This window comes from Deltaproteobacteria bacterium HGW-Deltaproteobacteria-6, assembly GCA_002840435.1.
GTDB lineage: Bacteria > Desulfobacterota > Syntrophia > Syntrophales > Smithellaceae > UBA8904.
On record PHAT01000002.1, the window covers coordinates 380785 to 406245 of the forward strand.

A 25461-nucleotide genomic window follows, 5' to 3' on the forward strand; every position below is an offset into this window, starting at 1 on the left:
TGTGCCTTCCTTTGATATATGCGCTAAAGTAAATTTATGAAAATTATCAGTGCAGAATTTATAAAAAGTGCCGTTTGGCCGGCTCAGTACCCTCCGGCGATCATGCCGGAAATTGCTTTTGTGGGACGTTCCAACGTCGGGAAATCATCGCTGATGAATACGCTGGTCAACCGGAAAAAGCTGGCGAAAACCAGCAACACCCCGGGGCGCACCCAGTTGATTAACTTTTTTGACATCAACGGGGCTATCTCATTTGTCGATCTGCCGGGGTATGGTTTTGCCAAAGTGGCCCAGTCCATAAAAAAAGACTGGGGAAACATGATCGAAACTTATTTGCGCGAACGGCAGAATCTGGCCATGGTCATTTTTATTCTGGATATCCGCCGTGATCCAAGTCATGATGATCTTGCGTTGCGCGATTGGCTGGAAGAGTACCATATCCCTTATGTATTCATTTTAACCAAGGTTGATAAACTATCGAATAATCAGACGTCAGGACAAAAGAAGCTTATCGAAAAAGCGTTAGGTTCAGATGCTTCAAAGAAAACCATCCTTTTCTCCGCGAAAACACAAAAGGGAAAGGAAGAACTCTGGCAATTTCTCGAAAATCATTTAGCCACCCTGGAAAATCGTTAGCCTGAAAAGCATTGAAAAACAGGGGCTTTCTTTCAGGCGCGCCTTCAAGCAACTTAAGGTCTTAAAATTAAGGATAAAATGATGTGATGCATGCAGAATGAAAGAAAAATTTCAGGAATCAAGGCGTTCATTATATGAACGTTGGTCAAATATTTATACTTGTTATATCAGGTACTTAATTGCAGAAATCTAAATAAATCAATCTTCTGCGCTTGACATGATAAATAAAGTATGTTAGCCGACGAACGCTGGTCAGACGATGTGTCAGGCAGGTTTTCACAAGGCTTTTTATATAAATTACGAGGTGTAATCACGTGGTAAAAGATAACGAAAAAGTTGGTGCAGTAATGGTGGTTGGCGCTGGTATCGCCGGCATTCAGGCCTCCCTTGATTTAGCCAATTCCGGAATGAAAGTATATCTCGTCGAAAACGGGATCAGCATCGGTGGCGTCATGGCCCAGCTGGATAAAACATTTCCCACAAATGACTGTTCCGCCTGTATTTTGTCGCCAAAACTGGTTGAAGTCGGCCGTCATCCGAATGTTACGATCAAAACCAGACGCACCGTGGAATCCGTGGAAGGCGAACCGGGGAAATTCAAGGTCAAACTGACTTCAGCTCCCCGATACGTGAATCTTGACAAATGCACCGGTTGCGGTGACTGCGCCAATGTCTGCCCGATCACGGTCAAAGCCGCATTCAACGGCGATTTAAGCGAAAGAAAAGCGATTTACCGGCACTTTCCCCAGGCTATTCCCAGCGGTTTCGCGATTGACAAACTGGGAACATCTCCCTGTAAAGCCAACTGTCCGACACACATCAGTGTTCAGGGTTATGTGGCGCTGATCGCCGACGGAAAATATAAAGAAGCCCTCAAACTCATCAAACAGGACAACCCGTTCCCCATCGTCTGCGGCCGCGTCTGTAACCATCCCTGCGAAACAGCCTGTATGCGCGGCAAGGTGGAAGATCCTATTGATATCATGCATCTGAAGCAGTTTGTTGCGGATCTCGATATGAATAGCGAAACGCGCTATATGCCGGAGAAAAAACCGAGCAAGGGCAAGAAAGTCGCCGTGGTTGGCGCCGGTCCTTCCGGACTCACCTGCGCCTACTATCTGGCCATTGAAGGCTATGATGTGGAAGTTTTCGAAGCCCTGCCGGTGGCGGGCGGCTGGATGGCTGTTGGTATTCCCGAATACCGCCTTCCCAAGAAAGTTCTGAACGCAGAAATCAAGGTCATCGAAGATCTGGGCGTAAAAATTCATCTCAATACCAAAATCGGGAAAGATATTTCCTTTGATAAACTGAAAAGCGATTTTGCCGCAACATTCATCGGTTGCGGCACCATGAAGAGCAGCAAACTCAATATTCCCGATGAAGATATGCAGGGCGTCATCCATGGCGTGGATTATCTGATGCAGATCAATCTGGGTAAAAAAGTCTCCCTGGGCGACAAAGTTGCTGTGATCGGCGGCGGTAACGTAGCCATGGACGCTGTCCGGACAGCCGTCCGCACCGGTTCCAAGAATGTTTTCATCCTCTACCGCCGGACCCGGGCGGAAATGCCTGCGGCTCCTGAAGAAATTGAAGAGGCTATTGAAGAAGGCGTGGAAATGAAATTCCTCGTTGCCCCGAAGCGCGTAGTGGGCAAAGACGGAAAAGTCACGGGTATTGAATGCACACGCATGGAGCTGGGCGAACCGGACAAAAGCGGTCGCCGCCGACCCATTGAAATCAAGGGGTCTGAATTCATCGTCGAATGCGACTCCATCGTTCCTGCGATCGGTCAGGAAGCGGATTTGTCCTTCATCACGAAGGAAAGCGGTGTTTCGATCAATAAGTGGAACAATGTTGATTACGATGAAATCACCTATGCAACCAATGTTGCCGGTGTCTTCTCCGGCGGTGATGTGGTCACCGGACCGCAGACCGTTGTTAAGGCCGTTTTTGCCGGCAAGGAAGCGGCAAAATCCATCGACCTTTATCTGCAGGGTCTGGACATGAAAGCCGGCCGTGAAAAAGACTGGACCAAGGATCTGGCGGATAAAGCGGATGTCTCCAATGTGCCCAAAGTTCCCCGGGAAAAATATCCCCTCATGAAACCGGCAGACCGTAAAACAAACTTCCAGGAAGTGGGCATTGGTTTTAACGAAGCCCAGGCGATTGCGGAAGCCAATCGCTGTCTGGCCTGCGGTATCTGTTCCGAGTGTTATCAGTGCGTGGATGCCTGTGTTGCCAAGGCCATCGACCATGAAATGAAAATAGAAGAAGAAACCATTGAAGTCGGCGCCGTCATCGCGTCACCCGGCTTTGAAATATTTGACGCCAGCAAGCGTGGTGAATATGGCTACGGCATTTATAAAAACGTTGTGACCGCGCTGCAGTTTGAACGCATTCTGTCCGCATCCGGTCCTTTCTTCGGTCATGTTCAGAGAATTTCCGACGGGAAGGAACCCAAGAAGGTTGCCTTTATTCAGTGCGTTGGTTCACGCGACGTCTCCTGCGAAAACAGCTGGTGTTCGTCGGTTTGCTGCATGTATGCGACCAAAGAGGCCATTATCGGCAAGGAACACGCGAAGGGGCTGGAGCCCACCATTTTCTACATGGACATCCGCGCCCACGGCAAGGATTTTGACCGGTTTGTCAACCGCGCCAAGGACGAATACGGAATCCGTTACATTCGCTCCATGCCGTCCTCCATTAAAGAAATGCAGCAGACGAATAATCTGCTGATCAAATATGTCAATCAGGACGGCAGTTTCACAGAAGAAGAATTTGACATGGTCGTTTTATCCGTCGGGTTGATGCCGCCTAAGGAAGCCAAGAAACTTTCCGCGAGCCTCGGCATTGAGCTCGAAGGGCACGGCTTCTGCAAAACCAGTCTGGAAAATCCTGTTCAGACCTCTCGCCCCGGCGTGTTCGTTTGCGGCGCCTTCGGCGGACCGAAAGATATTCCGGAAACCGTTATGGAAGCCTCGGCTGCCGCCGCCTGCGCGGAAGGCATGTTGGCTGGCAAACGCGGCACCATGATTACCCCGGTGGAAAACCCCGAAGAAAAAGATATGCGTGGACAGGGCGTACGCACCGGCGTATTCGTCTGCCACTGCGGCATCAATATCGGCGGCGTGGTCAATGTTCCTGAAGTTCGGGACTTTGCCGCAACACTGCCGACCGTTGTTTACACGGCCGATAACCTCTTTACCTGTTCTCAGGATACGGCGGTGAAGATGGCGGAAGTCATCAAGGAAAAGAATCTGACCCGCGTGGTTGTCGCGTCCTGCTCGCCCCGCACGCATGAAGGATTGTTCCAGGAAAACTGCGAGAAGGCCGGCCTCAACCGGTATCTGTTCGAGATGGCCAATATTCGCGACCAGAATTCCTGGGTGCATATGCACGAACCGGAGAAAGCCACCGAGAAAGCAAAAGATCTGCTGAGAATGGCTGTGGCCAAGGCTCAGTATCTGAAACCTTTAAAACCCGGACAGCTGTCCGTCAACCATCAGGCGTTGATTATCGGAGGCGGTTTGGCAGGCATTGCTGCGGCTTTGTCGCTCGCCGATCAGGGATTTGCCTCTACGATCATTGAAAAAGAAGATAAACTGGGCGGCAATTATAACCACCTGTATAAGACGCTCGAAGGGCTGGACGCGCGCGCTCACTTGAAAGGTCTGCTGGAAAAAGTTTACAAGAATCCTTTGATCACGGTTGTTACCTCGGCCCATATTGAAAAAATTGAAGGGTTTATCGGAAACTACAAAACCACCGTGAAGGCTAAAGACGGCGAGAAAGTCTTCGAACATGGCGTGGTTCTGGTGGCGACCGGCGCTTATGAAAACAAACCGAAAGAGTACCTCTATGGTGAAAACGCCAAGGTGAAATCGCAGCGCGAGCTGGAAACGCTGATTTATGAAAAGGATCCGAAACTGGCTTCCGTGAAAAATATCGTCATGATTCAGTGTGCAGGCAGCCGCGACAAGGAAAGACCTTATTGCAGCCGCTACTGCTGCTCCGAAGCGATCAAGAATGCCCTGGAGCTGAAAGCCGCTGATCCATCCCGTGACATCACGATCCTTTACCGCGATATCCGGACCTTCGCGTTCAAGGAAGACTATTACAAGAAAGCCAGGGAAGCGAATATCAAATTCATTTCTTATGAAGAAAACCGCAAACCGGAAGTAGTTGCAGCGGGCGATAAGGTGGAAGTGAAAGTCCTGGATCCGATCCTTAATGAGAACGTAACGCTGCCCGCTGATGTCGTGGCCCTGAGCATCGGTGTTGTGCCGAATCCGGAAAACGCAGCCATCGGTCAGATGCTGAAAGTACCCACCAACCAGGACGGCTTCTTCCTGGAAGCGCATGTCAAACTGCGCCCGGTCGATTTCCAGACGGATGGTGTGTTCATGTGCGGCATGTCGCATTCGCCCAAGTTCAGCGATGAGACGATTACCCAGGCTAACGCCGCCGTTTCGCGCGCCTGTCTGGTCTTAAGTCTTGATTTCATCGAGGCGGAAGGGAAAACCGCTTATGTGAATAAAGAAAGATGTTCGGCCTGCGGACTTTGCGAGATCAACTGTCCCTACAGCGCGATTCGCGTGAACGTTGCCGAAGGTTGCGCAGAAGTCAATGCCGTTCTTTGCAAAGGCTGCGGTGTCTGTACAGCGTCCTGCCGCATGAACGCGGTGGATTTAAACGGATTCAACAACGAAGAAGTGCTGGCACAGATATTTAATTTAAACTAAAGGTAGGCGGCTGATAAAACCGCATTGCTGATGGAAGGAGAATATATGGCTGAAAGTTTAGCAAACAAGGAATGGGAACCGAAATTCGTTGCCATTGTCTGCAACTGGTGTACTTACGCGGGAGCCGATCTGGCGGGTATCAGCAGAATTCAGTATCCGACAAATGTCCGCATCATCCGCGTTCCCTGCACGGGAAGAATAAATCCTTTTTATATCGTGAAGGCCCTGCAGACCGGAGCCGACGGCGTTCTGGTTTCGGGTTGACACCCGGGTGAATGCCACTATATCTCAGGAAATCTGGTGGCGCGGCGCAAGTTTGCGACGTTAAAAAGTTTCCTGAACTACATCGGTGTGGAAGGCGACAGAACCATATTTACATGGGTTTCCGCATCCGAAGGCGACAGATGGGCACAGGTTATCAAAGGGGCTACGGAAAAAATAAAGGCACTGGGACCGGCCAAAAAGATGATTAAGACAATTGGTTAGTCTGATTAAAGATAATAATAAATAAACGGGGAAATCATCACTGTGGAAAACATCGAAACAAAATTGCGGGAAGAAGCAAAAAGGCTGCTTTTGGAAAAGAAGGCCGGTACACGATCTGATCATGGCTCATAAGAATTCACAGAAGCGCGTAAAACCCGAAGACCGGAAGAAAAAGGTCGTAGGCGTTGTCGCCCGCGGCTGCACGACCCGATCGCTCATCATTCATCTTCAGGAAAGACAGTATGAACGGGAAGACGTTTGCATTATCGGCGTTCCCTGCGACGGCTATGTGGACGGCAAAGGACTGAAAGTCAAGATTGGCGGGGCGGACATTGCGGACGGATCGATCGACGGCGGCCAGATCAACATGAAGACATCTGACGGTGACAAAACCGTCGCCCTCAAGGATGTGCTGGCGGAGTGCTGTGTGACCTGCCGTTTCAATAACCCGATTATTTCCGATGTCATGATCGGATCGCCCGCTCCCGCGATGAATCCGGATGCGGAATACAATGACGTCAAAGAATTCGAAGCCAAAGATATGGAAGAACGCTGGGCTTATTTCACCAAGGAAATGGAAAAATGCATGCGCTGCAACGCCTGCCGTCAGGCCTGTCCGTCCTGTTATTGCCCGGTTTGCTTTGTTGAACAGAGTCAGCCGCAGTGGGTGGGCATCGGTGAAGACAAGAGCGATACGCAGGTGTTTCAGTTTATGCGCCTGTATCATATGGTCGGCCGCTGCGTCGATTGCGGGTCCTGTGTTTCCGTCTGCCCGATGGGCGTTGATCTGCGCAAGTTCCTCAAGAAGATCGACAAAGATGGCTGGGAAATGTTCGGCAACCGCGCGGGTTCCAGCATGGAAGATATGCCGCCTTTGGGCAAATATGACGAACATCACGATAAACAAGATTTTATCTACAACCCATAATTCGTTTGAGATGATGGAGTTTACATGGAAACTTTTCTGGAAGAAGTAAACAAAAAGATTCACGGTGTGCCGTTGCAGGCCTGTTATCACTGCCGGAAGTGCACGGCCGGTTGTCCCACTGCGTCGCACATGGAATATAACCCCAACAAGGTTATTAAAATGATTCAGAACGGCCAGAAGGACAAGGTCCTGAACAGTTCGACGATCTGGCTTTGCCTGTCTTGCGAAACCTGCATCACGCGCTGCCCCAATAAGGTTGATATTGCCCGTATGATGGATGTCCTCAGACAGATGGCCATCGAATCGGGTGTTGGCGCTCACGAGAAGAATATTTTGAAGTTCCATCAGGCATTTCTTGCCGGAATCAAACGCGGCGGGCGCATCAATGAACCCATGATGATGGCTCAGTACAAACTCTCGTCGGGAGATTTCTTCTCGGATGTTACATTGGCTCCGGGTATGTTCCTGAAAGGCAAATTGTCGCTTTTATCTCCGCGGACAAAGGATATGAAATCGGTTAAAAGTATTTTTGAGAAAACGAATAGCATATAAATGATGAATGTTTCGCATCAAGCCTTAAAGGGCCTGATGCAAAGAAGTAACAAGTATAGAAGGAGGCTACTCTCTTGAAAGTTTCATATTATCCGGGCTGCTCGCTGCATGCGACGGGAAAAGAATATGATCAGTCCATGAAGGCCATCAGTCGCGCTTTAGGCATTGAACTTACAGAAGTTGATGATTGGTCCTGCTGCGGAGCATCATCCGCTCACAGCACCAATTTTGATTTGTCCATTGCCCTCTCGGCGCGCAATCTCATCTCTGCCGAGAAAAACGCAATGGATGTCATGGTGCCCTGTGCCGCCTGTTTCAATCGTTTCAAAATGGCCGAGCATCACTTAAAAGCCGACAAGGACCTCAAAGCGAAGATTGAAGATGTCGTGGGCGCCAGGTATCAGGGCGGCATTGCCATTCGCAATCCCATTGATATCATCTTCAACGAAATCGGCATTGACACGCTGGCCGCGAAGGTCGTAAAGCCCTTGACCGGACTCAAGCCTGTTTCTTATTATGGTTGCCTCCTGCTTCGTCCGCCCGAGGTCTGTGAGTTTGAAAACTACGAAAACCCTTTCATGCTGGATAAGATGATGGGATCGCTCGGCGCTGATGTGAAGAACTGGTCTTACAAGACGGATTGCTGCGGCGGTTCGCTGTCGATCAGCAAAACAGCCATCGTTGTTGATATGTGCGACAAGCTGATGGGCGCCGCCCGCGAGGCCGGAGCCAACTGTGTCGTGACAGCCTGTCCGCTTTGCATGGCCAACTTGGATATGCGGCCTTCAAGTGGTTTAAAGCTGCCGGTATTTTATTTTTCAGAATTGATTTCACTGGCTATGGGCCTTCCCGGATCGGCGGAAACTTTCAAGTCGCACATGTTTGATCCTCAGCCGCTTTTGAGCCAGTTACAGTTGATTTAATAAATCGATCAGTTGACTATACCTGACGTTTTTGAAGTGTAAATGTTGGAGAAAATTCTAAATTAGGGACAATTATGGAAAAACGTTTGATCAAAAAAGATGCACTAGCGGGCATTGCCAAGAAAATGGCCGGAGATTTCCTGGTTTGGGCGCCGGTAAAAAAAGAAGACAACGTTCTTTTTGAACCCCTCCAGAAGGACGGCGAACCATATTTTGCGTATTTGAATTCAAAGAACGCGCCGAAAAATGTTTTTTTCCCGCACACGGAAGCCATGATGAAATTTACCCGCACGGAAAAAGGCATGGTATTTTCGTCAGAGGAGAACAAGGCCGATCAGTCGGTTTTGTTCGGTGTGCGCCCCTGTGATGCACACAGCTTTGCACTGCTGGATAAGCTTTTCGACCAGGAAAAATATCAGGATGCTTATTACGTTGCCAAACGGCAGAACACAACGGTCATATCGATTGCCTGTGTGAAACCGCCTTACGCAACTTGTTTCTGCACATCGGTCGACGGAGCGCCCGTGTCATCCGATGGCGCTGATGTTTTGCTGACGGACATCGGCAGCGACTATCTGGTGGAGCTGGTTACCTCCAAGGGGGAAAAACTGGCCAAGTACTTCGGCGACACCAAAGCCGACGCCGCCGCCGAGACCAGGAAAGATGAAATCGCGGCCAAGGCTGCCGACGCGATAAAATCCAAGATTCCCGCTCACGAAGTCAAGCCGATCCTGGATGTCAATTTCGATAATCCTTTCTGGAACACGATTCATGGCAAGTGCCTGGCTTGCGGAACCTGCACCTATATGTGCCCCACCTGCCATTGCTTTGATATCAGCGATGAAGTCAAAGGTGCGGATGGCATTCGCCTTCGTTCCTGGGATTCCTGCATGTTTCCGCTTTTCACGAAGGAAACATCGGGTCACAATCCCCGTCCTTCCCAGAAGGAAAGATGGCGCCAGCGCACGATGCACAAGTTTAAATATTATGTGGACAACTTCAACGCCATTGCCTGCGTCGGTTGCGGCCGTTGCGTAATGTCTTGTCCCGTGAATATAGACATTCGTAAAGTTGTTGAAGATATTTCAAAATTATAATCAGGGAGTTCGTAATGCAAAACCCGTATATTCCTTATCCTGTCATTGTGGATAAAATCATTACTGAGGTCGATACCAAAGACATCAAAACGTTTCGTTTTAAGTTCGTCAACCCGGAAGATGAACAGAAATATGCTTACATTCCCGGTCAGTTTGGTGAACTCTCCATTTACGGTAAAGGCGAGTCGCCCATCGGTATCGCTTCTTCTCCGACGCAAAAAGGTTATGTTGAATTCACCGTGCAGAAAGCCGGCGTGGTCACCCAGGCACTCCATGAAATGGAAGAAGGCGAAGTGATGGGGCTCCGCGGTCCGCTGGGCAATTCCTGGCCGCTGGAATTTCTGGAGGGAAAGAACATCGTGATTGTTGGCGGTGGTTTCGCTTTCACCACGCTGCGGTCTCTGATCAATTACATGATTTTCGGCGACAACCGGAAGCGTTTCGGTAACATTACCGTGATTTACGGTGCAAGAAATCCCGGTCTGCTGCTTTATAAAGATGAATTGATTGAATGGCAGAAAAGGGATGATCTGAATATCAATGTCACCGTTGATAAAGGCGACGCCACTTGGAAGGGTAAGGAAGGTTTTGTCCCCGCCGTATGTAAGGAAGTTGCCCCCAGCAAGGAAAATGCGGTGGCTGTGATCTGCGGTCCTCCGGTGATGATTCGTTTTACGCTGCCGGTATTCTTTGAACTGGGATTCACCAAGGAGAACATCATCAGTTCTCTGGAAATGCGCATGAAGTGCGGTATCGGCAAGTGCGGCCGATGCAACGTCGGGAGCAAGTATGTCTGCAAGGACGGGCCGGTCTTCTCTCTGGCGGAACTGGATAAGCTGACTCCGGAATATTAGAAAGCCCCCAATTCTTTTGATAAGTTGTCTAAGGGAACCTGCGGGTTCCCTTTTTTTTGAGGTTGTTGAGAAATATCCGCTAAAAGAGCATCGTGAAATATATTTGCTGTTTGCTTCTTTATATGTTAGCGAAAACACAAAAAACAATAGGACCGATTAACGATTCATCAATGACGGGAGATATTTAATGTCACAAACAGTTACACCGTATCTGGAAATGTCCCAGGCGATTATGGACGCGGGTGGCGAAGCGCTGAAAAAATGTTATCAGTGCGGCACCTGTTCCGGCACTTGCCCCTGGACGCCCATCACGCATTTTAACATCCGCAAGCTTGTGCGCTTCGGCCAGCTGGGCCTGGATGGTATTGAGGAGTTCATGTGGGGCTGCTCCACCTGCAAATTCTGCGTCGAGCGCTGCCCCCGCGGCGTGGAAATCATCGACGTTGTTACGGCCATTCGCAATGTTTACAGCGGCGGCGGCATGCTGCCGCAGAGTTTGCGGGCCTTTGTCGGATCGCTTTCGGCGCGCGGCAATCCCTGGTCCGGCGATCAATCCAAGCGCAACGACTGGGCCAAGGAAAAATACCCTCTTTACACACCGGATAAAGACTATCTGTTCTGGAGCTGCTGCACGGTTTGTTACGATCCCCGCAACAACCGTCTGGCCAAAGCCGCGGCGGAAGTACTAAACCTGTCGGGCTTGAGTTGGGGGCTGCCTTCGCTTGATGTTAACTGCTGCGGCGAGAGCTTAAAAAAAGTTGGTGATCTGGATCTTTTTGAAAGACTCAAAAACAATAATCTGAACTATTTCAAGTCACAGGGTATTTCTAAAATTATTACCGTGTCTCCACACTGCCTGGCGTCCTTCAATAAGGATTACGGCGAGGATTATGACGTGCTCCATCTGAGCGAACTGATGGCGAAGTTTGTGGAAGAAGGTAAATTAAAGCCCAAAAAAGATATTGGCGGCGTCAAGGTTACTTACCACGATCCCTGCTACCTTGGCCGGCACAGCAAAGTTTATGACGCACCGCGTACTGTGCTCAAGTCCATCCCGGGGCTTGAATTTGTCGAGATGGAACGCAACAGCGAAGAGAGCATGTGCTGCGGCGGCGGCGGCGGCGGATTGTGGATGGAGAAACTGAAAGGCGAGCGTTTAAGCGATCTGAGAATTGAAGAAGCGTTGTCAACCGGAGCGAAAGTTCTGGCCACGGCCTGTCCGTATTGCATCACCATGTTTGAAGACAGCATCCGGACGCTGAATGCCGATGATCAGATCAAGGTAAAGGATGTGACGGAGCTTCTTCTGGAGAGTCTGGATATCAGCATCGACGAGCCGGTTGTGGATACGTGCGCCCTCGTGCCACCTTCAGGTGATTAGTGCACATGCGGTATCGCGTCACCTCGCGTCACCTTTAGGTGATCAGGTCACGAGGGGCTGAAGGTTAGAAACGGTATCTGGTCTTTATGAAAAATTACATCATCAGGATGATGTGGAAGTAAAAAAGGTAGGAGAGTGTATGAGCAGAATTGGTGTTTTTGTTTGCCACTGCGGTTTAAATATAGCCAAGACGGTTCGGGTAAGTGAGCTGGCCCAGTTCGCGGCCACACTGCCGGATGTTGTTGTCGCGAAGGATTACAAGTTCATGTGTTCCACGCCCGGTCAGGAAATGATCGCCAATGATATCAAAGAACATAAACTGGATCGCGTCATTGTGACAGCCTGTTCGCCTTTGATGCATGAACAGACGTTTCGCAAGGTTCTGGCGGCTTCCGGCCTCAATCAGTATTTGTTGACCATCGTGAATATCCGCGAACAGGTCTCCTGGGTCACGCATGACATTGAAGAAGGCACGGCCAAGGCCAAGGCGGTCTTAAACGGTGCAGTGTATCGGGCCAGACTCCTCGCTCCGCTGACGTCGCGCGTGATTGACGTCAATCCCGATGTGATGGTCGTAGGCGCCGGCATCGCCGGCATTCAGGCGGCACTGGAACTGGCCAATACCGGCAAGAAGGTCTATCTCGTCGAAAAGAATTCCACTATCGGCGGCCATATGGCGCAGTTTGACAAGACCTTTCCCACGCTGGACTGCTCCGCCTGTATTCTGACGCCCAAGATGGATTCCGTTCTCCAGCATAAAAACATTACCATGATGACCTCCTGTGAAGTCAGCGAGGTCAAGGGATTTGTCGGTAACTTTGATATCACCGTCCGGCAGAAAGCGCGTTATGTTGATCACAGCAAATGTAATGCCTGTCTTGCGTGTACGGAGAAATGCCCCGGTAAAGGCGTGTCGGAATGGGATGAAGGCCTGGTGAAAAGAAAGGCCATTTACATACCTTTCCCGCAGGCCGTGCCTCAAAAGCCGGTCATTGACCGGGAATCCTGTACCTTCTTTAAAAAAGGCAAATGCCGGCTGTGCGAGAAAGTATGCGAACAGAAGGCGATTGATTTTGATGAGCAGGACACCTTCAGCACGGTGAAAGTGGGAGCCGTCATTGTCGCCACGGGTTATGATCTGATGGATACCCGGGAACTCATTCAATATGGCTACGGTAAATATCCCGGTGTGTATAATGCTCTGGAAGTGGAAAGGCTCTTTAATTCCGCAGGCCCCACCGGCGGCAAAGTGACGCTCCGGGACGGCAAGGAGCCTCAGGCCATCGCCATCCTGCACTGTATCGGCAGCCGCGATAAAAATAATTGCGAACATTGCAGCCGCGTCTGCTGCATGTATTCGCTGAAATTTGCGCATCTGTTCAAGGAAAAAACGTCAGCCGACGTTTATCAGTTCTACATTGATATGCGGGCCGCCGGCAAAGGGTATGAAGAATTTTACAATCGTATAATCGAAGAAGACGTGAAGTTCATTCGCGGCAAGGGCGCCCGCGTGGCCGGGAGCGCCGATGAACCCGGCCGTTTGATTGTAGAAGCGGAAGATACCATTACCGGAAAATTTATCAGGCTGCCGGTGGATATGGTGGTGTTGTCCCCGGCCATCGTGCCGCGGGCGGATTCCAAGGATTTGGCCAGGCTTTTCAATTTAAGCACCGACAAGCAGGGTTTCTTCATGGAACGGCATCCGAAGCTGGCGCCTCTGTCCACGATGTCCGAAGGCATCTTTATTGCGGGCGTCTGTCAGAGCCCGAAGGATATTCCCGATACCGTGGCTCAGGCCAACGGCGCGGCGGCGGAAGCTTTGACGATTGTGGTCAAGGATAAGATGGAACTGGAAGCGACGACAGCCATGGTGAATCCCGCGTCGTGTTGCGGTTGTCAGAATTGCGTGCGTGTCTGCCCCTATGGCGCGCCTTCCTATAACGCCGAGAAGCGGGTTTCGGAAATCAATGAAGCGTTATGTAAAGGCTGCGGACTTTGCGCGTCCGTTTGTCCGAGTTCGGCGATTATCGCGAGACACTTTACGAATGACCAGGTCTTGGCCGAGATGGAAGGCCTCATGGAGTTCTAGTTATGGCATCATAAAACGCCCCCGGCATGCGCCGGGCTGCGCATCTGCGGAGTGAATCCGGCGTATGCCGGATGCGCCTCATTCAGTTTGCGCGCCTTGCCTCTGGACATTTTATGACGTCATAATAAAGGAAGCAATGTTTTTAGAAAGGAAATTTATTCATGTCATTTGAACCGAAAATACTGGGTATCGCCTGTAACTGGTGCACTTATACCGGAGCGGATCTGGCCGGAACGACCAGATTGCAGTATCCGCAGAATCTCCGGGTGGTCCGGGTGATGTGCTCGAGCCGAATCAACCCTTCCTTTATATTCCGGGCGTTTCAGCTCGGTGCGGACGGCGTGCTGGTCGGCGGCTGCCACCCCGGTGATTGCCATTACAATACGGGCAATCTTTACGCGAGAAGACGGCTGGCCGTGACCAAGCGGATTCTGGAATTTTCCGGAATGGAACCGGGGCGGTTCCGGGTGGAGTGGATTTCCGCGTCCGAAGGCAATAAATTCGCCGAGGTTGTTACTGAATTTACGGAACAGATCAAAAATCTGGGCCCCCAGACCAAGTTCAAGATTTCACAATAGCGTTGGGAGAGGATATGGCAATCAGCTTTAAGCAAATTGAAGAAAAATTAAAAACCGAAGCCAAGAGGCTTCTGGAAACAGGTGCGGTGAGCGTGGTTCTGGCCTATGGTAAAGGCTACGATGAAAACCATCCCATGCCCTATGCCGCCAAGCATCCATCCGATGTGGAAGATCTTGTCTTTAACGAATTCTGCACCCACAACATGGCCAGGTATCTGGGCCGGTATCCGCGGGGAACAAAAATTGCCATTGCCGTTAAAGCGGCGGACAGCCGCGCGGTCATTCAACTCATTCAGGAAGAAAAAGTCTGTCGTGAGGATCTGGTGGTGCTTGGTATCCCCGTTTACGGCATGAAGAATCCCCGAACCGGGGAAGTCATCGACAGCAAAACCACCTGTGGTCTTTACAACCCGGTATTGTATAACATCCTGCTTGATGAAGAGGTGCACGGCCAACCCATTGTTTCCCCCTATGACGTGCTTGTCGAATACGAAGCCATGGACAAAGACGCGCGTTTTGCGTTCTGGAAAAAGGAATTTGATAGATGCATTCGTTGTTATGCCTGCCGCAAGGCCTGTCCGATGTGCTACTGCGATCCCTGCTTTATTGACCAGAACAAACCGAAGTGGGGCGATAAATCGCCCGAGTCTTCCGGCAATCTGATGTATCACCTGACCCGATTTCATCATCTGGCCGGCCGGTGCATTGACTGCGGAGAATGTTCGCGCGCCTGTCCTGTGAATATTCCTTTGTATCTGTTCCACAAGAAAGTGGCCAAGGAATGTGAAGAAATGTTTGGTCAGCAGGCGGGTATGAGCATCAATGATAAGCCTGTCCTGGTGAATTTCCGGGTGGATGATTCCGATAAAATTCTGGAGTAATGGCTATGATATTCAAGGGAGGCTCTTGACAAAGTAAAACAGCCCGGTCCGATGCACCGCAATAAACCGGGACCCGCCGGCAGAAAACTTGCGGGATAAATTCGACTAAGAATTTTGCTTCGCGCAAGCTCGCAAAAATCAAGTCTCATTAATAAGGAGTTCTGTAGTGTTAAAGAAAACAACAATCGATAAATTATCTGAGTTGACAGCTCATCTGATGGAAAAGGGAACGCTTGTGGCCCCGGTCAAGGAAGATGGCGGCTTTAACTTTCGGACCATCACCGATGCAAAACAAGTGGATTTAATTTTTCATAATACCATTATCAGCCCGAAATCCGCTTTCTTTCCCCAGATGGAAGATTTTGTCCGCTATCAGACAGGAAAATCTATTCTGGATGCGGCTACAGTCGAGCTGAATTTGAAGCCGACGTTTCTCTTCGGCGTCCGTCCCTGCGACGTGAAGAGCTTTCAGATTATGGATATTCATTTTTCCCAAACAGGTATGGTGGATCCTTACTGGCAGAAAAGAAGAGAAGCCACGACTATTTTTGGCTTCGCTTTTGACATGAGTGAATCGGCCAATCCGGCGGAATTCTATCATACGCTGGGCATTGGCGCCGCTGATCCCGAAGGCAGCGATATTTTCATGGTGAGAAGAGACCATGTTCTGTTGCTCAAGGGCATTACTCCCAAGGGCGAAAAACTGCTGGCTGAATTGAGTTCTCTTGAGGAGGCCTCGACGGATGACGCAGGATTTTTTGATGACTATATCGCCCGTGGAAACGATTACAAAACGCGTTATACCTGCGTGGATGCTGAAGTGATTGCGAAGGAATTTGAAGCGATTTTCCACAATACGGATTTCTGGACGAAGGTTTCCAATGCCTGCCTGAGCTGCGGCGTCTGCACCTTTGTCTGTCCTACCTGTTACTGCTTTGATATTTGCGATGACACGCTGTTCAGCCAGGGCACCCGCCGCCGGGTCTGGGACGCCTGCATGTTTACCGACTTCACGCTGGAGGCCAGCGGTCACAATCCCCGGACCAACGTCTATCAGCGCTTGCGGCAAAAAATATCTCATAAATATTCCTTCCATATCCGCAAGTACGGCGTTATCTCCTGTGTCGGCTGCGGCCGCTGCACGCGCTACTGTCCGGTCAATATCGATATCTTTTCCATCGTGGAGCAGGCGGTGAAAGCGAAATGGTACAAACACTTGTAGCAATGTTCAAATCAGAAAAGGACGTTTTAATTATTATTAACAAAAAAAGGATTTGAAGATACATGACAAACAATAACCCTTACATTCCCATGCCCGTAGAGATATCCAAAATCATCGACGAAGTGGATACGCACGATATTAAAACCTTCCGTTTTACGTTTCTGAATAAGGAAGATGAAAAAAAATTCGTCTATCTGCCCGGCCAATTCGCTGAATTATCCATTTACGGAAAAGGGGAATCGCCGATCGGCATCGCCTCGTCGCCAACCGATCCGGGCTACGTGGAGTTTACGGTGCAAAGAGCCGGAGCCGTTGTGCCCGGCCTGGTGACGGCCGCCCTGCATGATATGGAGGAAGGCGGTAAAATCGGTTTGCGGGGGCCCCTGGGGCATCCCTGGCCGATTGAATTTCTGGAGAATAAAAACATTGTTGTGGTCGGCGGCGGCTTTGCTTTCACCACACTGAGATCGCTGATCAACTACATGCTGCATGAGGACAACCGTTCGCGTTTCGGTGAAATCACCGTCATCTATGGCGCGAGAAACCCCGGCCTGCTTCTGTATAAGGATGAGCTGGCCCGGTGGGAAAAAAGAAACGACATTAAAACAGTCATAACCGTTGATAAAGGCGACGCAACCTGGAAGGGCAGGGAAGGCTTTGTTCCTGCTGTTTGCAAGGAAGTTGCTCCGTCGCCTGCAAAAACTGTTGCCGTGATCTGTGGTCCGCCCATCATGATCAAGTTTACGCTCCCGGTGTTTTTTGAACTGGGCTTTTCCAAGGAAAACATCCTGACGTCGCTGGAAATGCGCATGAAATGCGGCATCGGGAAATGCGGCCGCTGCAACGTCGGCTACAAATACGTTTGTTCAGACGGACCGGTGTTTTCGCTGGCCGAGTTGGAAGAACTGCCGCGCGACTTTTGATGACGCCTTAAAATGTCCATAAGCTGGGTCCCACCTTCAGGTGGCGTTGCACTTCAGCTTTCGTCACTGCGGCCAATAACCTGAAGGTCGCTCGCGCGAGAGCAGGCCTCATTCCTCAATCTTCGCGCGCTTTGCCTCTGGCATCTTAAAGCGTCATCTGGAAAGCAGCCTGTTTGGACATGAGAAGCAGTATGAATAGCGAGGGGAAAGAAGTTAATGATGAAGAAAATACTTGCAGTGATAGTGATCATGCTTTTTGCCGTTTCATTGGCTTTTGCCGCGGGAGAGGATTTGCCGGGTCTCGATAAAAACAAAGACGGTAAAATCAACAAGAAGGAATATATGGATTCCATGACGGCGGTTTTTGACAGGCTTGATAAAAACCATGACGGCATTCTTGCACGCGATGAGCTTTCCCATATGGATAAGAAGGACCTGAACAGATTCATCAAGGAAACCGATACGGACAAAGACGGCAAAATTATTAAAAGAGAGTATGAACAGGCCGCTGAGAAACGGTTCAAACAACTGGATAAAAACAGGGACGGTTTTATTGATAAACTGGAATGGGGTTCCGTCGGCCGTTCTGAACTTTATTCCCCGTTTACCCGCTTCACCTTTTAACCCGCTCAAGCGGGATGAGCGTTAATAAGCCTTCGCTTGCTGCGATATAAAAGCGTTCACTTCATCCCTCGACGGCCTGCTGCGAGGCGTTTGATTCCGCCACTTTCAGGAACACAGAAAGCATAGATATCCTATCGGTCTGTGAAATATCCCTCATTCCACTGCTGAATATCATGATCAGCTCATGACCCGGAGGCGCGCGAGGTTGCGTACGGATTACTGCCATTCCGGTGCAACAAGCAGAAAGTAAACGCCTTTAAAATGTTGCTATGACTTTTGAGACAAACAAATCCAGCATGATGCTCAACTGTCCGGGCGTATTGCTGATCCTGATTTACACAATAATACCGGGCGAATGGTTTGCTTCTTAAATAAACTGATACGATAATTGACTTAGTCATTGCGCTGGTATAAAATGCGCTTCAATATTCTGAAGAGGTGTTAAATTTTGCATTTCATTACATTACAAAACAACAAGAAGCGTTATCTGGCCTATAACAATTTCCGTAAAAAAATATTTTCCGCCAATTCACCGAAGGACAGCCAGATTATTCTTTATATGCTGCCCTGGTTAATGAGCGTCAACAAACTTGCCGTCCCCGGCTACATCAAGGATTTGAAGAAACCATTTCATGTATCGGGCTTGGGAATCGACCGGGAATTTATCCGGCAGGAATTAGCCTTCAAAAAGCTGTTTAATATTAAAGAAGAGAAATCATTGCTGAGCTTTCAAAACCGTGGTCCGGAAATACAGGGTATCTACACGATCGGTTCGGCGGGTACGGTCAGTCAGACGTCCCGTTCGGATTGCGACACCTGGATTTGTATTGACAGGAATGATTATGATGACTACGCCCTGCAGCATTTGAGCGAAAAAATAAATCTGATCAAGGATTGGCTGGATGCGAGACTGAAAATCCCCGTTTATTTTTTTATAACAGATGTGGAGGACATCCAAAACTGTAATTTCGGCAAACTGGATTATGAAAGCAGTGGTTCGGCGCAAAAGAATGTATTGAAAGAGGAATTTTACCGGACATCCATTCTTATTTCCGGCAAAATTCCTTTCTGGTGGGTCTGTTATGACGGCGATGCGGAACTCGATTATGATCAGGAATTTGCCCAGAATTCCCGTAATGAATACGGAGAACCTGATTTCATTGATATGGGCAACCTGCAGGCTGTTAATCAGGATGAATATTTCGGTGCTTCCGTGTGGCAGTATAACAAATCTCTGACGCATCCTTTGAAATCCATCATAAAGATGTTGCAGCTCAAAATGTTTCTGGAATCTCCGAAGGAAGAACTTTTATGTCATAAACTGCGCCGGGTGGTTTTGGGGGGAAAAGACAAAGATGATTTTCCCGACCCCAGTGTTTTTGCCATGAATGCCGTATTGGATTATTATAATGAAAATACCGGTAAGGAAAATTTTGAGTATATTAAGAAGTTTTTTTATCTGCGTTTTGATTTAAGGCTGCTTTCCAAGACCCAGACTTTCAAAGAAGAAATGGTTGGCGACCTTTTTAAAAAATATAAAATTGAACGGAGTGAAATTTACAAACTTAATGAATTCGAATCCTGGAAGTTGCAGGATCATATCAATCTGGGAAAGTTAATGTTCAGATTCCTGATTGAGATTTACAATGATATTGTCCGGATTCAGAAGGGCAAGGCCAGAGAAATTGCCCCGCAGGATTTAACCATTCTCGGCCGTAAACTGTCCTCGTCTCTGGTCAATAAAACATACAAAATTCCGGTTTTTCAGATTCCCGTAGAAAACATTAAACTGCCGGTGCTTACTTTCTCTACTGACAGGAAAACATGGAAAGTTACTTCATCCGACGCCCCCGCTTCGCCGTTCATTGACCATGAAAATATTATTTTCTGTATTGCGTATCTTGTCTGGAACGGGATTTATGATCCAACGCAGACCAGAATGCTGCCTAATCAGACACAGGTGACCATTCAGGAAATTATTAATCTCGGCAGAAAGATAAGAGACGTGTTCGGCAGCTACGATATTACCAGCGTTCATTTCGGCAATTTCCTGCAGGAGGAAAAAATCACAAAAATTCTTTTTGTTTTCAGTTTTGAAAATGTGAGAATGAACATGGACGTCAGCGATTTCTGCGTTATCTATAAAAATAACTGGGAAGAAATGTTTGTGCGCAGATTTTCATCGGTGGAAAAGATGAAGAGTTTTTTTGCAAAAGTCAGCAAAACATCCCGTAACATGGAAAAATACTTCTACGTTCAACGAAATAATATTTACTATGAAAAATTAATTGAACGCACGAAGAATATGGTAACGCAAGTGCTGGCCGGTATTTAGCATCGACAAAAGCAGCGCCTGCGCTGCGGATTTTATTTTATCTTTTGCAGCATGTCGCCCATCATTTTGTGGACCATATTGACGGCTTTTAAAGGGCGGAGCATGACTTTGAAGTCGGTGATTCTCCCGTCTTCGCCCCAGGTGATCATGTCCACGCCGTTGATGGAGATGCCGTCAATGACCGTCTGAAATTCCAGGACGGCGTTGTTGCCGGAGATGACTTCCCTCAGATATTTAAACGTATCGTTGTTAAGAACATGCAGCGCCGCCGTCAGATATAATGTGGTGATTGGCTTTCCCGCCTGCGGCGTATGAACCACGGGTGAATGAAAGACGACGTTCTCAGCGAGAATGTCGTCCAAAGCGGCCGCGTCCTTTGTGTCAACCAGTTTGTGCCATGCGGTGATCGTGTTTTCAATCATTAATCAAACCTCTTAATGTTTATTGGCCGGGCAAAACGATCCGGGATGATTCCTGCCGCTCCATTTCCTTGGCCTCGGCAATCATGGCCTGAACCGATTTTTCAATGGCATCGGGCAATTTGGCTGCCGCTTCGCTGAGCGTCTTGGCGTCTTCAATCACACACTGAACCGGAATCGGTCCATTGGGGGACATGAGCTGGGCCATTCCGGTGAAAAGGGGCTGCCGGCTCTCATCAGGCGTTCCGTCGATCTTGACGGGTGTAAGACGCCGGATGGTGGCGTAAGTCAGATCCGTGAAGGATTCTTCTCGATAAAGGTTATCGGGATTAATTCTGATGTTCGTTATTTTGGGTTCGTTCGAGTTGCTCATGGATTGTCTCCTTCTTTGCATGGGGTTGATGGTTCATTTGCCCCGAAAAATAATGGAAACTGTCAACGAAACGGCCTCCTTTTTTCGGATCACTGACTGTTTTCCTACACTGAAAATACCGAAGGGTCAAATAATATTAGAAAGCGGAAAGAAACAAAGACAGGAAATTAGAAACAAGGTGGAAGTGCGCAGATGGTTATTCCACCGCATCCGGGGCATTTCATGCTGGAAGGTGAGGGAGAGGATATAGGGAAGGCATGTTGGAACATACCTTTTGTCCCTAAAACCCTCTCCCTCGGTGGCAGGAAAAAAAGGGGATCTGTGGCGGCTCTCTAGCGGGAGCCGCATATATTATTTTTTAACTTTCGCTATTTCCTCATCCCGCAGAATTTTGCGTAAAATTTTGCCCACTGCTGATTTCGGAATGCTCTCCCGGAATTCCACCAGTTTGGGAACTTTATAAGCGGCAAGCTTGGTTCGGCAGAATTCGGAAATCTCTTTTTCCGTGGCTGTCTGACCGGGTTTGAGCACTACAAAGACTTTTACGGTTTCACCCCGGTAAGTATCCGGCACGCCCACTGTCACCGCTTCGGCAATTTTGGGATGCTGATAGAGGACCTCGTCCACTTCGCGGGGATAAATATTGAATCCGCCGGCAATGATCATGTCCTTCTTGCGATCCACGATATAAATATATCCGTCTTCATCGGCCTGTCCGATGTCACCGGTGTGCAGCCAGCCGTCAGTGAGCTGGATTTTGGTTTCTCCCGGGTTGTTCCAGTAGCCCTGCATAACCGAGGGGCCTTTGATGAGGATTTCACCCGGTTCGCCTTGTTTGACGTCATCAACGCCATTTTCTATATCAACCAGACGAACGTCGTTTTCCATCAGAGGAACGCCGATCGATCCGGTCCGGCAGGCAAGAATCGGATTCGAGATGCCCAGCGACGCGGTTTCGCTCATGCCCCAACCCTCACCAAAGAAAATACCTAAGTCCTTCACTTTCTGAATGAGTTCCAGGGGCATGGGCGCGCCCCCGGAATTAAAGAAACGAAACCGCTGGTCGAGGTTCATTTCTACTGCTTTGGGATGATTGATAATAGCCGTAATCATGGTGGGAACCGTCGGAAAATAAGTGATCTGATCGACGCGTTTGATGGTTCCCAATACCTCATCAAGATCAAAACGGGGCACCAGCACCTGCGTGGCTGCGTTGAGCATGCCCCAGTTCATGCAGCAGGTATTGCCGTAGATGTGAAAGTAGGGAATGATGCCGAGGACGTTGCGCTTTTCAGGAGGCGAACAAAGCGTGATGTGATTGCCCCACATGGAACTCTGCAAGGTCGCCGCGACAACGTTGGCATGGGTGAGCAGCGCGCCCTTGGGCAGACCGGTCGTGCCGCCGGTGAACTGAATGAGGGCGGCATCGGATGGAATAAAGTCAATGCGGGGGAGCTGCGTATTGGCGCAGCCTTCGATGAGTTCTGAAAAATGATGCCAACCCTCTTCAAGCTCCAGTACTTTAGCTGTGCTGACGCCCAAGCCGGTGATGTAGTCCGTTACCCGTGTTACGATCAGCGCGATGTCCAGTTCTTTAGCCAGCGGCCGCATGGTGGGTAAAGCACCGTCGAAGGTGACCAGTATTTTAACAGCCGTGTTTTCCATCATGAACTTGAGTTCGTCATGCGTATACATGGGATTCATATTCACGACAATTCCGCCCGCTGATAAAATGGCGTAGTAGGCGATGATATACTGAGGGCAATTGGGCAGTGCCAGGCCGATGCGATCACCTTTTTTAACGCCCATTTGCACGAGTGCATTGGCCAGGCGCAGCATCTGTGTGCGCAATTGCGTAAAGGTCATTTCCGAACCGTAAAAATCAGTAGCTGCTTTAAAAGGGTACTGAGAGGCCGCAAAGTGCAGGAAATTCTGTGCGGGAAATTTCGGGAAGCGAATGGTAGTGGGGACGGGATAATCGTAATTTTTCTGCCAGGGTCTCGTCTGCAAAATGAATTTTCTCCTTCTAAAAAACACCTTAAAAGCCCGATACGCTTATGGTTTCCTGTAATTTCAGCTGTTTGTACGGAATGATCTTCAAAATGGGAAACCGTAATCGATGAAAACTATAGCATTCATCATGCCAACTAACTGATATTTATATGATGCTGATATTATTAAAGTTTATATTTATTGCTGGATTATTGTTTCAAAATATGATTCGCTAATGTCTCAATGAGACAATATTGAGGCACTTGTGAGACGTTCAATGTGATTATGGTGTGCAGGGAGGAAATATGACAGAAGACTCAAGATCGGAAAAGCGTCGTCTGCTCAGAGAAATCAATTTAATGGGAGTCGATTATTATGAGCGATATCACCAGCGGACTTACCTGGAGTGGAAAAAATTTACTTCGGGTGATCGTGACATCGACATGTCCGTTATTCCGCAGGAAGTTCTTGATTGCTGGAGCCTCTGCGCAGAACTGGGCGTTGATCCGTTTGGCCAGCCGTGTAATGAGGTGTTGACCGGGGAAGCGCTTGAGGATCTGCTCAATAAAAATAAGGAATTCATCGACGTCAGCCGTCCCTTCATGATTAATCTTTACCGGTTTCTGGAAGGATCGGGATTTATGGTCAGTCTATTTGAACACAGGTGTTTTGTGCTGGAAGTTCTCGGCGACCCGGAAGAAAATAAACTGATCCGCACGTCCAGAGGATTTGTCGGAGCCTGCTGGGATATAAAAAATTCCGGCAACAACGCCGCCAGCACCGTTATTCTCTATCGGAAGCCGATGCAGGTCTTTGGTTCGCAGCAGTATATCCGGCTTTATCATGGAGCCACCGGGGCCAGTGCGCCGATTTTCAACCCCGACGGCGACCTGCTGGGAGGCATTGTGATTTTCGGACGCTACTACCGTGCCAATCCGCATACGCTGGGCATGGCGGTGGCGGCGGCAGGCGCGATAGAAAATGAACTGAAAATCCGCAGGGCTTTATCGGAAAGCCAGGTCGCCTCCAGCTATCAGCAAACGGTTATCTCTTCGATTCAGGAGGCGCTCATTGCAGTGGATTCTACCGGACGCGTGACGCTGATCAACGATAACGCGCGCACAAAATTCGGTCTGATCAATACGAAAGTCGAAGGGCGGAGCATCCGCGATGTCTTCAGCCATGAGAACGCGCAGCTTTTCACGCTGATTGAAAATAATGAAACCATTACCGACACGGAAGTCAGGATCGCCTCCAACAAATTTTCCGGTGACTACACGTTGACCTGCAATCCGATTTTTTCTCCTGATCAAAACGTGATCGGCAAAATCATCATTCTGAATGAAATCCAGCGGGCCAAGTCCATGGTCACTAAAATGATGGGCGCCAGCGCCAATTTCCGCTTCGAAGATATTTACGGTCAGAATTCCCGGTTTCTGATGACTGTGGATCAGGCCAGAATGGTATCGCAAAGCACTTCCAATGTTCTGCTCTTGGGCAAGAGCGGGACGGGTAAGGACATCTTTGCCCAGGCCATTCATAATGCAAGCGACCGCAAAAACGGACCCTATGTGGCCATTAACTGCGGCGCCATCCCCCGGGATCTGATCGCGAGTGAACTGTTCGGCCACGAGGAAGGGGCGTTTACCGGTTCGCGCCGGGGCGGCAATCAGGGCAAATTTGAACTGGCCGACGGAGGAACGCTTTTTCTGGATGAAATCGCTGAAACGCCGCTGGAGTTGCAGACGGCTCTTTTAAGGGTGATCGAGGATAAATCCGTTTTGCGCATCGGCGGCACCCGTGTCCGGCCGGTGGATGTGCGCATTATCGCCGCCACCAACAAGGATTTGCGGGAAGAAGTCCGCAAGGGCAACTTCCGGGAAGATCTCTATTACCGCGCCAATGTCTTTGCCATCGAAATGGTTCCGCTCAAGGAGAGGATTGATGATATTCCTCTTCTGGCGGACTACTTCATCAAACGCTACGCCAGTGCCATGAAAAAAAGAATTGTCCGCGTGGATAAAAAGGTGATTGAAACTTTTATGAACTACCCGTGGCCCGGCAATGTAAGGGAACTGCAAAATGCGATCGAACGGATGATCAATTATCTCAAAACATCGGAACTGACGGTGGACCTGATCCCCGACCATATCCGGCATCCCGGCCATACAACCGAAATCCGGGAAGATTCCATCATGCCCGGGGAGACCGAGCGGCTGATGATTTCCAGAATGCTGAATCAGAAAATGCGTAAAAACCGCATTGCCGAAAAAATGAATATCTCCCGTGCAACGCTTTACCGGAAGATGAAGCAGTTTGATCTGGGATGAGGACCGGAATTTTCTTAATGCTTCAGAAAGACAGGTCATAATCCCTTTTGTAAAGACGACTTTTTTAAGAGCGGCAGTGGAGAGCATCTTCCTGAA

Annotated in this window: 19 protein-coding genes and 1 pseudogene; 17 read left to right on the forward strand and 3 right to left on the reverse strand. The window is 49.2% G+C overall.

What is annotated here, in order from left to right; translation table 11 throughout:
* Window positions 1-36: 36 nt before the first annotated feature.
* The 16 genes and pseudogenes from CVU71_06140 (at window position 37) to CVU71_06215 (ending at window position 20251) form a co-directional block, all read left to right on the forward strand.
* Window positions 37-636, forward strand: a complete 600-nt coding sequence (locus CVU71_06140) for a YihA family ribosome biogenesis GTP-binding protein (GenBank protein PKN19941.1) — start codon at window positions 37-39, stop codon at window positions 634-636.
* 347 nt (window positions 637-983) lie between these two features.
* On the forward strand, window positions 984-5378 hold the full coding sequence (locus CVU71_06145; GenBank protein PKN20094.1) for a 4Fe-4S ferredoxin: 4395 nt from the start codon (window positions 984-986) through the stop codon (window positions 5376-5378).
* A gap of 45 nt (window positions 5379-5423) precedes the next feature.
* Window positions 5424-5864 (forward strand): annotated as a pseudogene (locus CVU71_06150) (hydrogenase iron-sulfur subunit).
* A gap of 121 nt (window positions 5865-5985) precedes the next feature.
* The gene (locus tag CVU71_06155) at window positions 5986-6792 is read left to right on the forward strand and encodes a 4Fe-4S ferredoxin (protein ID PKN19942.1); all 807 of its coding nucleotides are present in this window, start codon (window positions 5986-5988) and stop codon (window positions 6790-6792) included.
* Between the two features lie 24 nt (window positions 6793-6816).
* Window positions 6817-7344 carry a heterodisulfide reductase gene (locus CVU71_06160; GenBank protein ID PKN19943.1) on the forward strand — a complete coding sequence of 176 codons (528 nt, stop codon included), beginning with the start codon at window positions 6817-6819 and terminating at the stop codon, window positions 7342-7344.
* 74 nt (window positions 7345-7418) lie between these two features.
* Window positions 7419-8267 (forward strand): heterodisulfide reductase subunit B, encoded by an 849-nt coding sequence (locus tag CVU71_06165; GenBank protein ID PKN19944.1) that lies wholly within the window; start codon window positions 7419-7421, stop codon window positions 8265-8267.
* Window positions 8268-8341: 74 nt separating this feature from the next.
* Entirely contained in the window at window positions 8342-9364 is a 1023-nt protein-coding gene (locus tag CVU71_06170) for a 4Fe-4S ferredoxin (protein ID PKN19945.1), read from the forward strand.
* Window positions 9365-9378: 14 nt separating this feature from the next.
* Window positions 9379-10218, forward strand: coding sequence for a heterodisulfide reductase subunit F (locus CVU71_06175; protein PKN19946.1), 840 nt, complete (start codon window positions 9379-9381; stop codon window positions 10216-10218).
* A gap of 187 nt (window positions 10219-10405) precedes the next feature.
* Window positions 10406-11599: a cyclic nucleotide-binding protein gene (locus CVU71_06180; GenBank protein PKN19947.1), complete on the forward strand. Its 1194-nt coding sequence runs from the start codon at window positions 10406-10408 to the stop codon at window positions 11597-11599.
* A gap of 139 nt (window positions 11600-11738) precedes the next feature.
* On the forward strand, window positions 11739-13688 hold the full coding sequence (locus CVU71_06185) for a disulfide reductase (GenBank protein ID PKN19948.1): 1950 nt from the start codon (window positions 11739-11741) through the stop codon (window positions 13686-13688).
* Window positions 13689-13849: 161 nt separating this feature from the next.
* Window positions 13850-14266 carry a hydrogenase iron-sulfur subunit gene (locus tag CVU71_06190; GenBank protein ID PKN19949.1) on the forward strand — a complete coding sequence of 139 codons (417 nt, stop codon included), beginning with the start codon at window positions 13850-13852 and terminating at the stop codon, window positions 14264-14266.
* A 14-nt stretch (window positions 14267-14280) separates the two neighbouring features.
* The gene (locus tag CVU71_06195; GenBank protein PKN19950.1) at window positions 14281-15147 is read left to right on the forward strand and encodes a hypothetical protein; all 867 of its coding nucleotides are present in this window, start codon (window positions 14281-14283) and stop codon (window positions 15145-15147) included.
* A gap of 166 nt (window positions 15148-15313) precedes the next feature.
* Window positions 15314-16369, forward strand: a complete 1056-nt coding sequence (locus tag CVU71_06200) for a hypothetical protein (GenBank protein PKN19951.1) — start codon at window positions 15314-15316, stop codon at window positions 16367-16369.
* 62 nt (window positions 16370-16431) lie between these two features.
* On the forward strand, window positions 16432-17292 hold the full coding sequence (locus tag CVU71_06205) for a heterodisulfide reductase subunit F (GenBank protein PKN19952.1): 861 nt from the start codon (window positions 16432-16434) through the stop codon (window positions 17290-17292).
* A gap of 216 nt (window positions 17293-17508) precedes the next feature.
* Window positions 17509-17916, forward strand: coding sequence for a hypothetical protein (locus tag CVU71_06210; protein ID PKN19953.1), 408 nt, complete (start codon window positions 17509-17511; stop codon window positions 17914-17916).
* Window positions 17917-18364: 448 nt separating this feature from the next.
* A complete protein-coding gene (locus CVU71_06215; GenBank protein ID PKN19954.1) occupies window positions 18365-20251 on the forward strand; it encodes a hypothetical protein in 1887 nt (628 codons plus the stop codon).
* Between the two features lie 32 nt (window positions 20252-20283).
* Here CVU71_06215 and CVU71_06220 read toward each other — a convergent pair whose 3' ends face one another.
* The 3 genes from CVU71_06220 to CVU71_06230 all read right to left on the reverse strand — a co-directional run bounded on the left by CVU71_06220 (window position 20284) and on the right by CVU71_06230 (window position 23053).
* The gene (locus tag CVU71_06220) at window positions 20284-20673 is read right to left on the reverse strand and encodes a hypothetical protein (GenBank protein ID PKN19955.1); all 390 of its coding nucleotides are present in this window, start codon (window positions 20671-20673) and stop codon (window positions 20284-20286) included.
* Window positions 20674-20692: 19 nt separating this feature from the next.
* Window positions 20693-21043, reverse strand: coding sequence for a hypothetical protein (locus CVU71_06225; GenBank protein ID PKN19956.1), 351 nt, complete (start codon window positions 21041-21043; stop codon window positions 20693-20695).
* Window positions 21044-21394: 351 nt separating this feature from the next.
* Window positions 21395-23053, reverse strand: a complete 1659-nt coding sequence (locus CVU71_06230; GenBank protein PKN19957.1) for a long-chain fatty acid--CoA ligase — start codon at window positions 23051-23053, stop codon at window positions 21395-21397.
* Window positions 23054-23340: 287 nt separating this feature from the next.
* On the opposite strand from CVU71_06230, the gene CVU71_06235 reads away from it, so the two are divergent.
* Window positions 23341-25365, forward strand: coding sequence for a sigma-54-dependent Fis family transcriptional regulator (locus CVU71_06235; protein PKN19958.1), 2025 nt, complete (start codon window positions 23341-23343; stop codon window positions 25363-25365).
* Window positions 25366-25461: the final 96 nt, after the last annotated feature.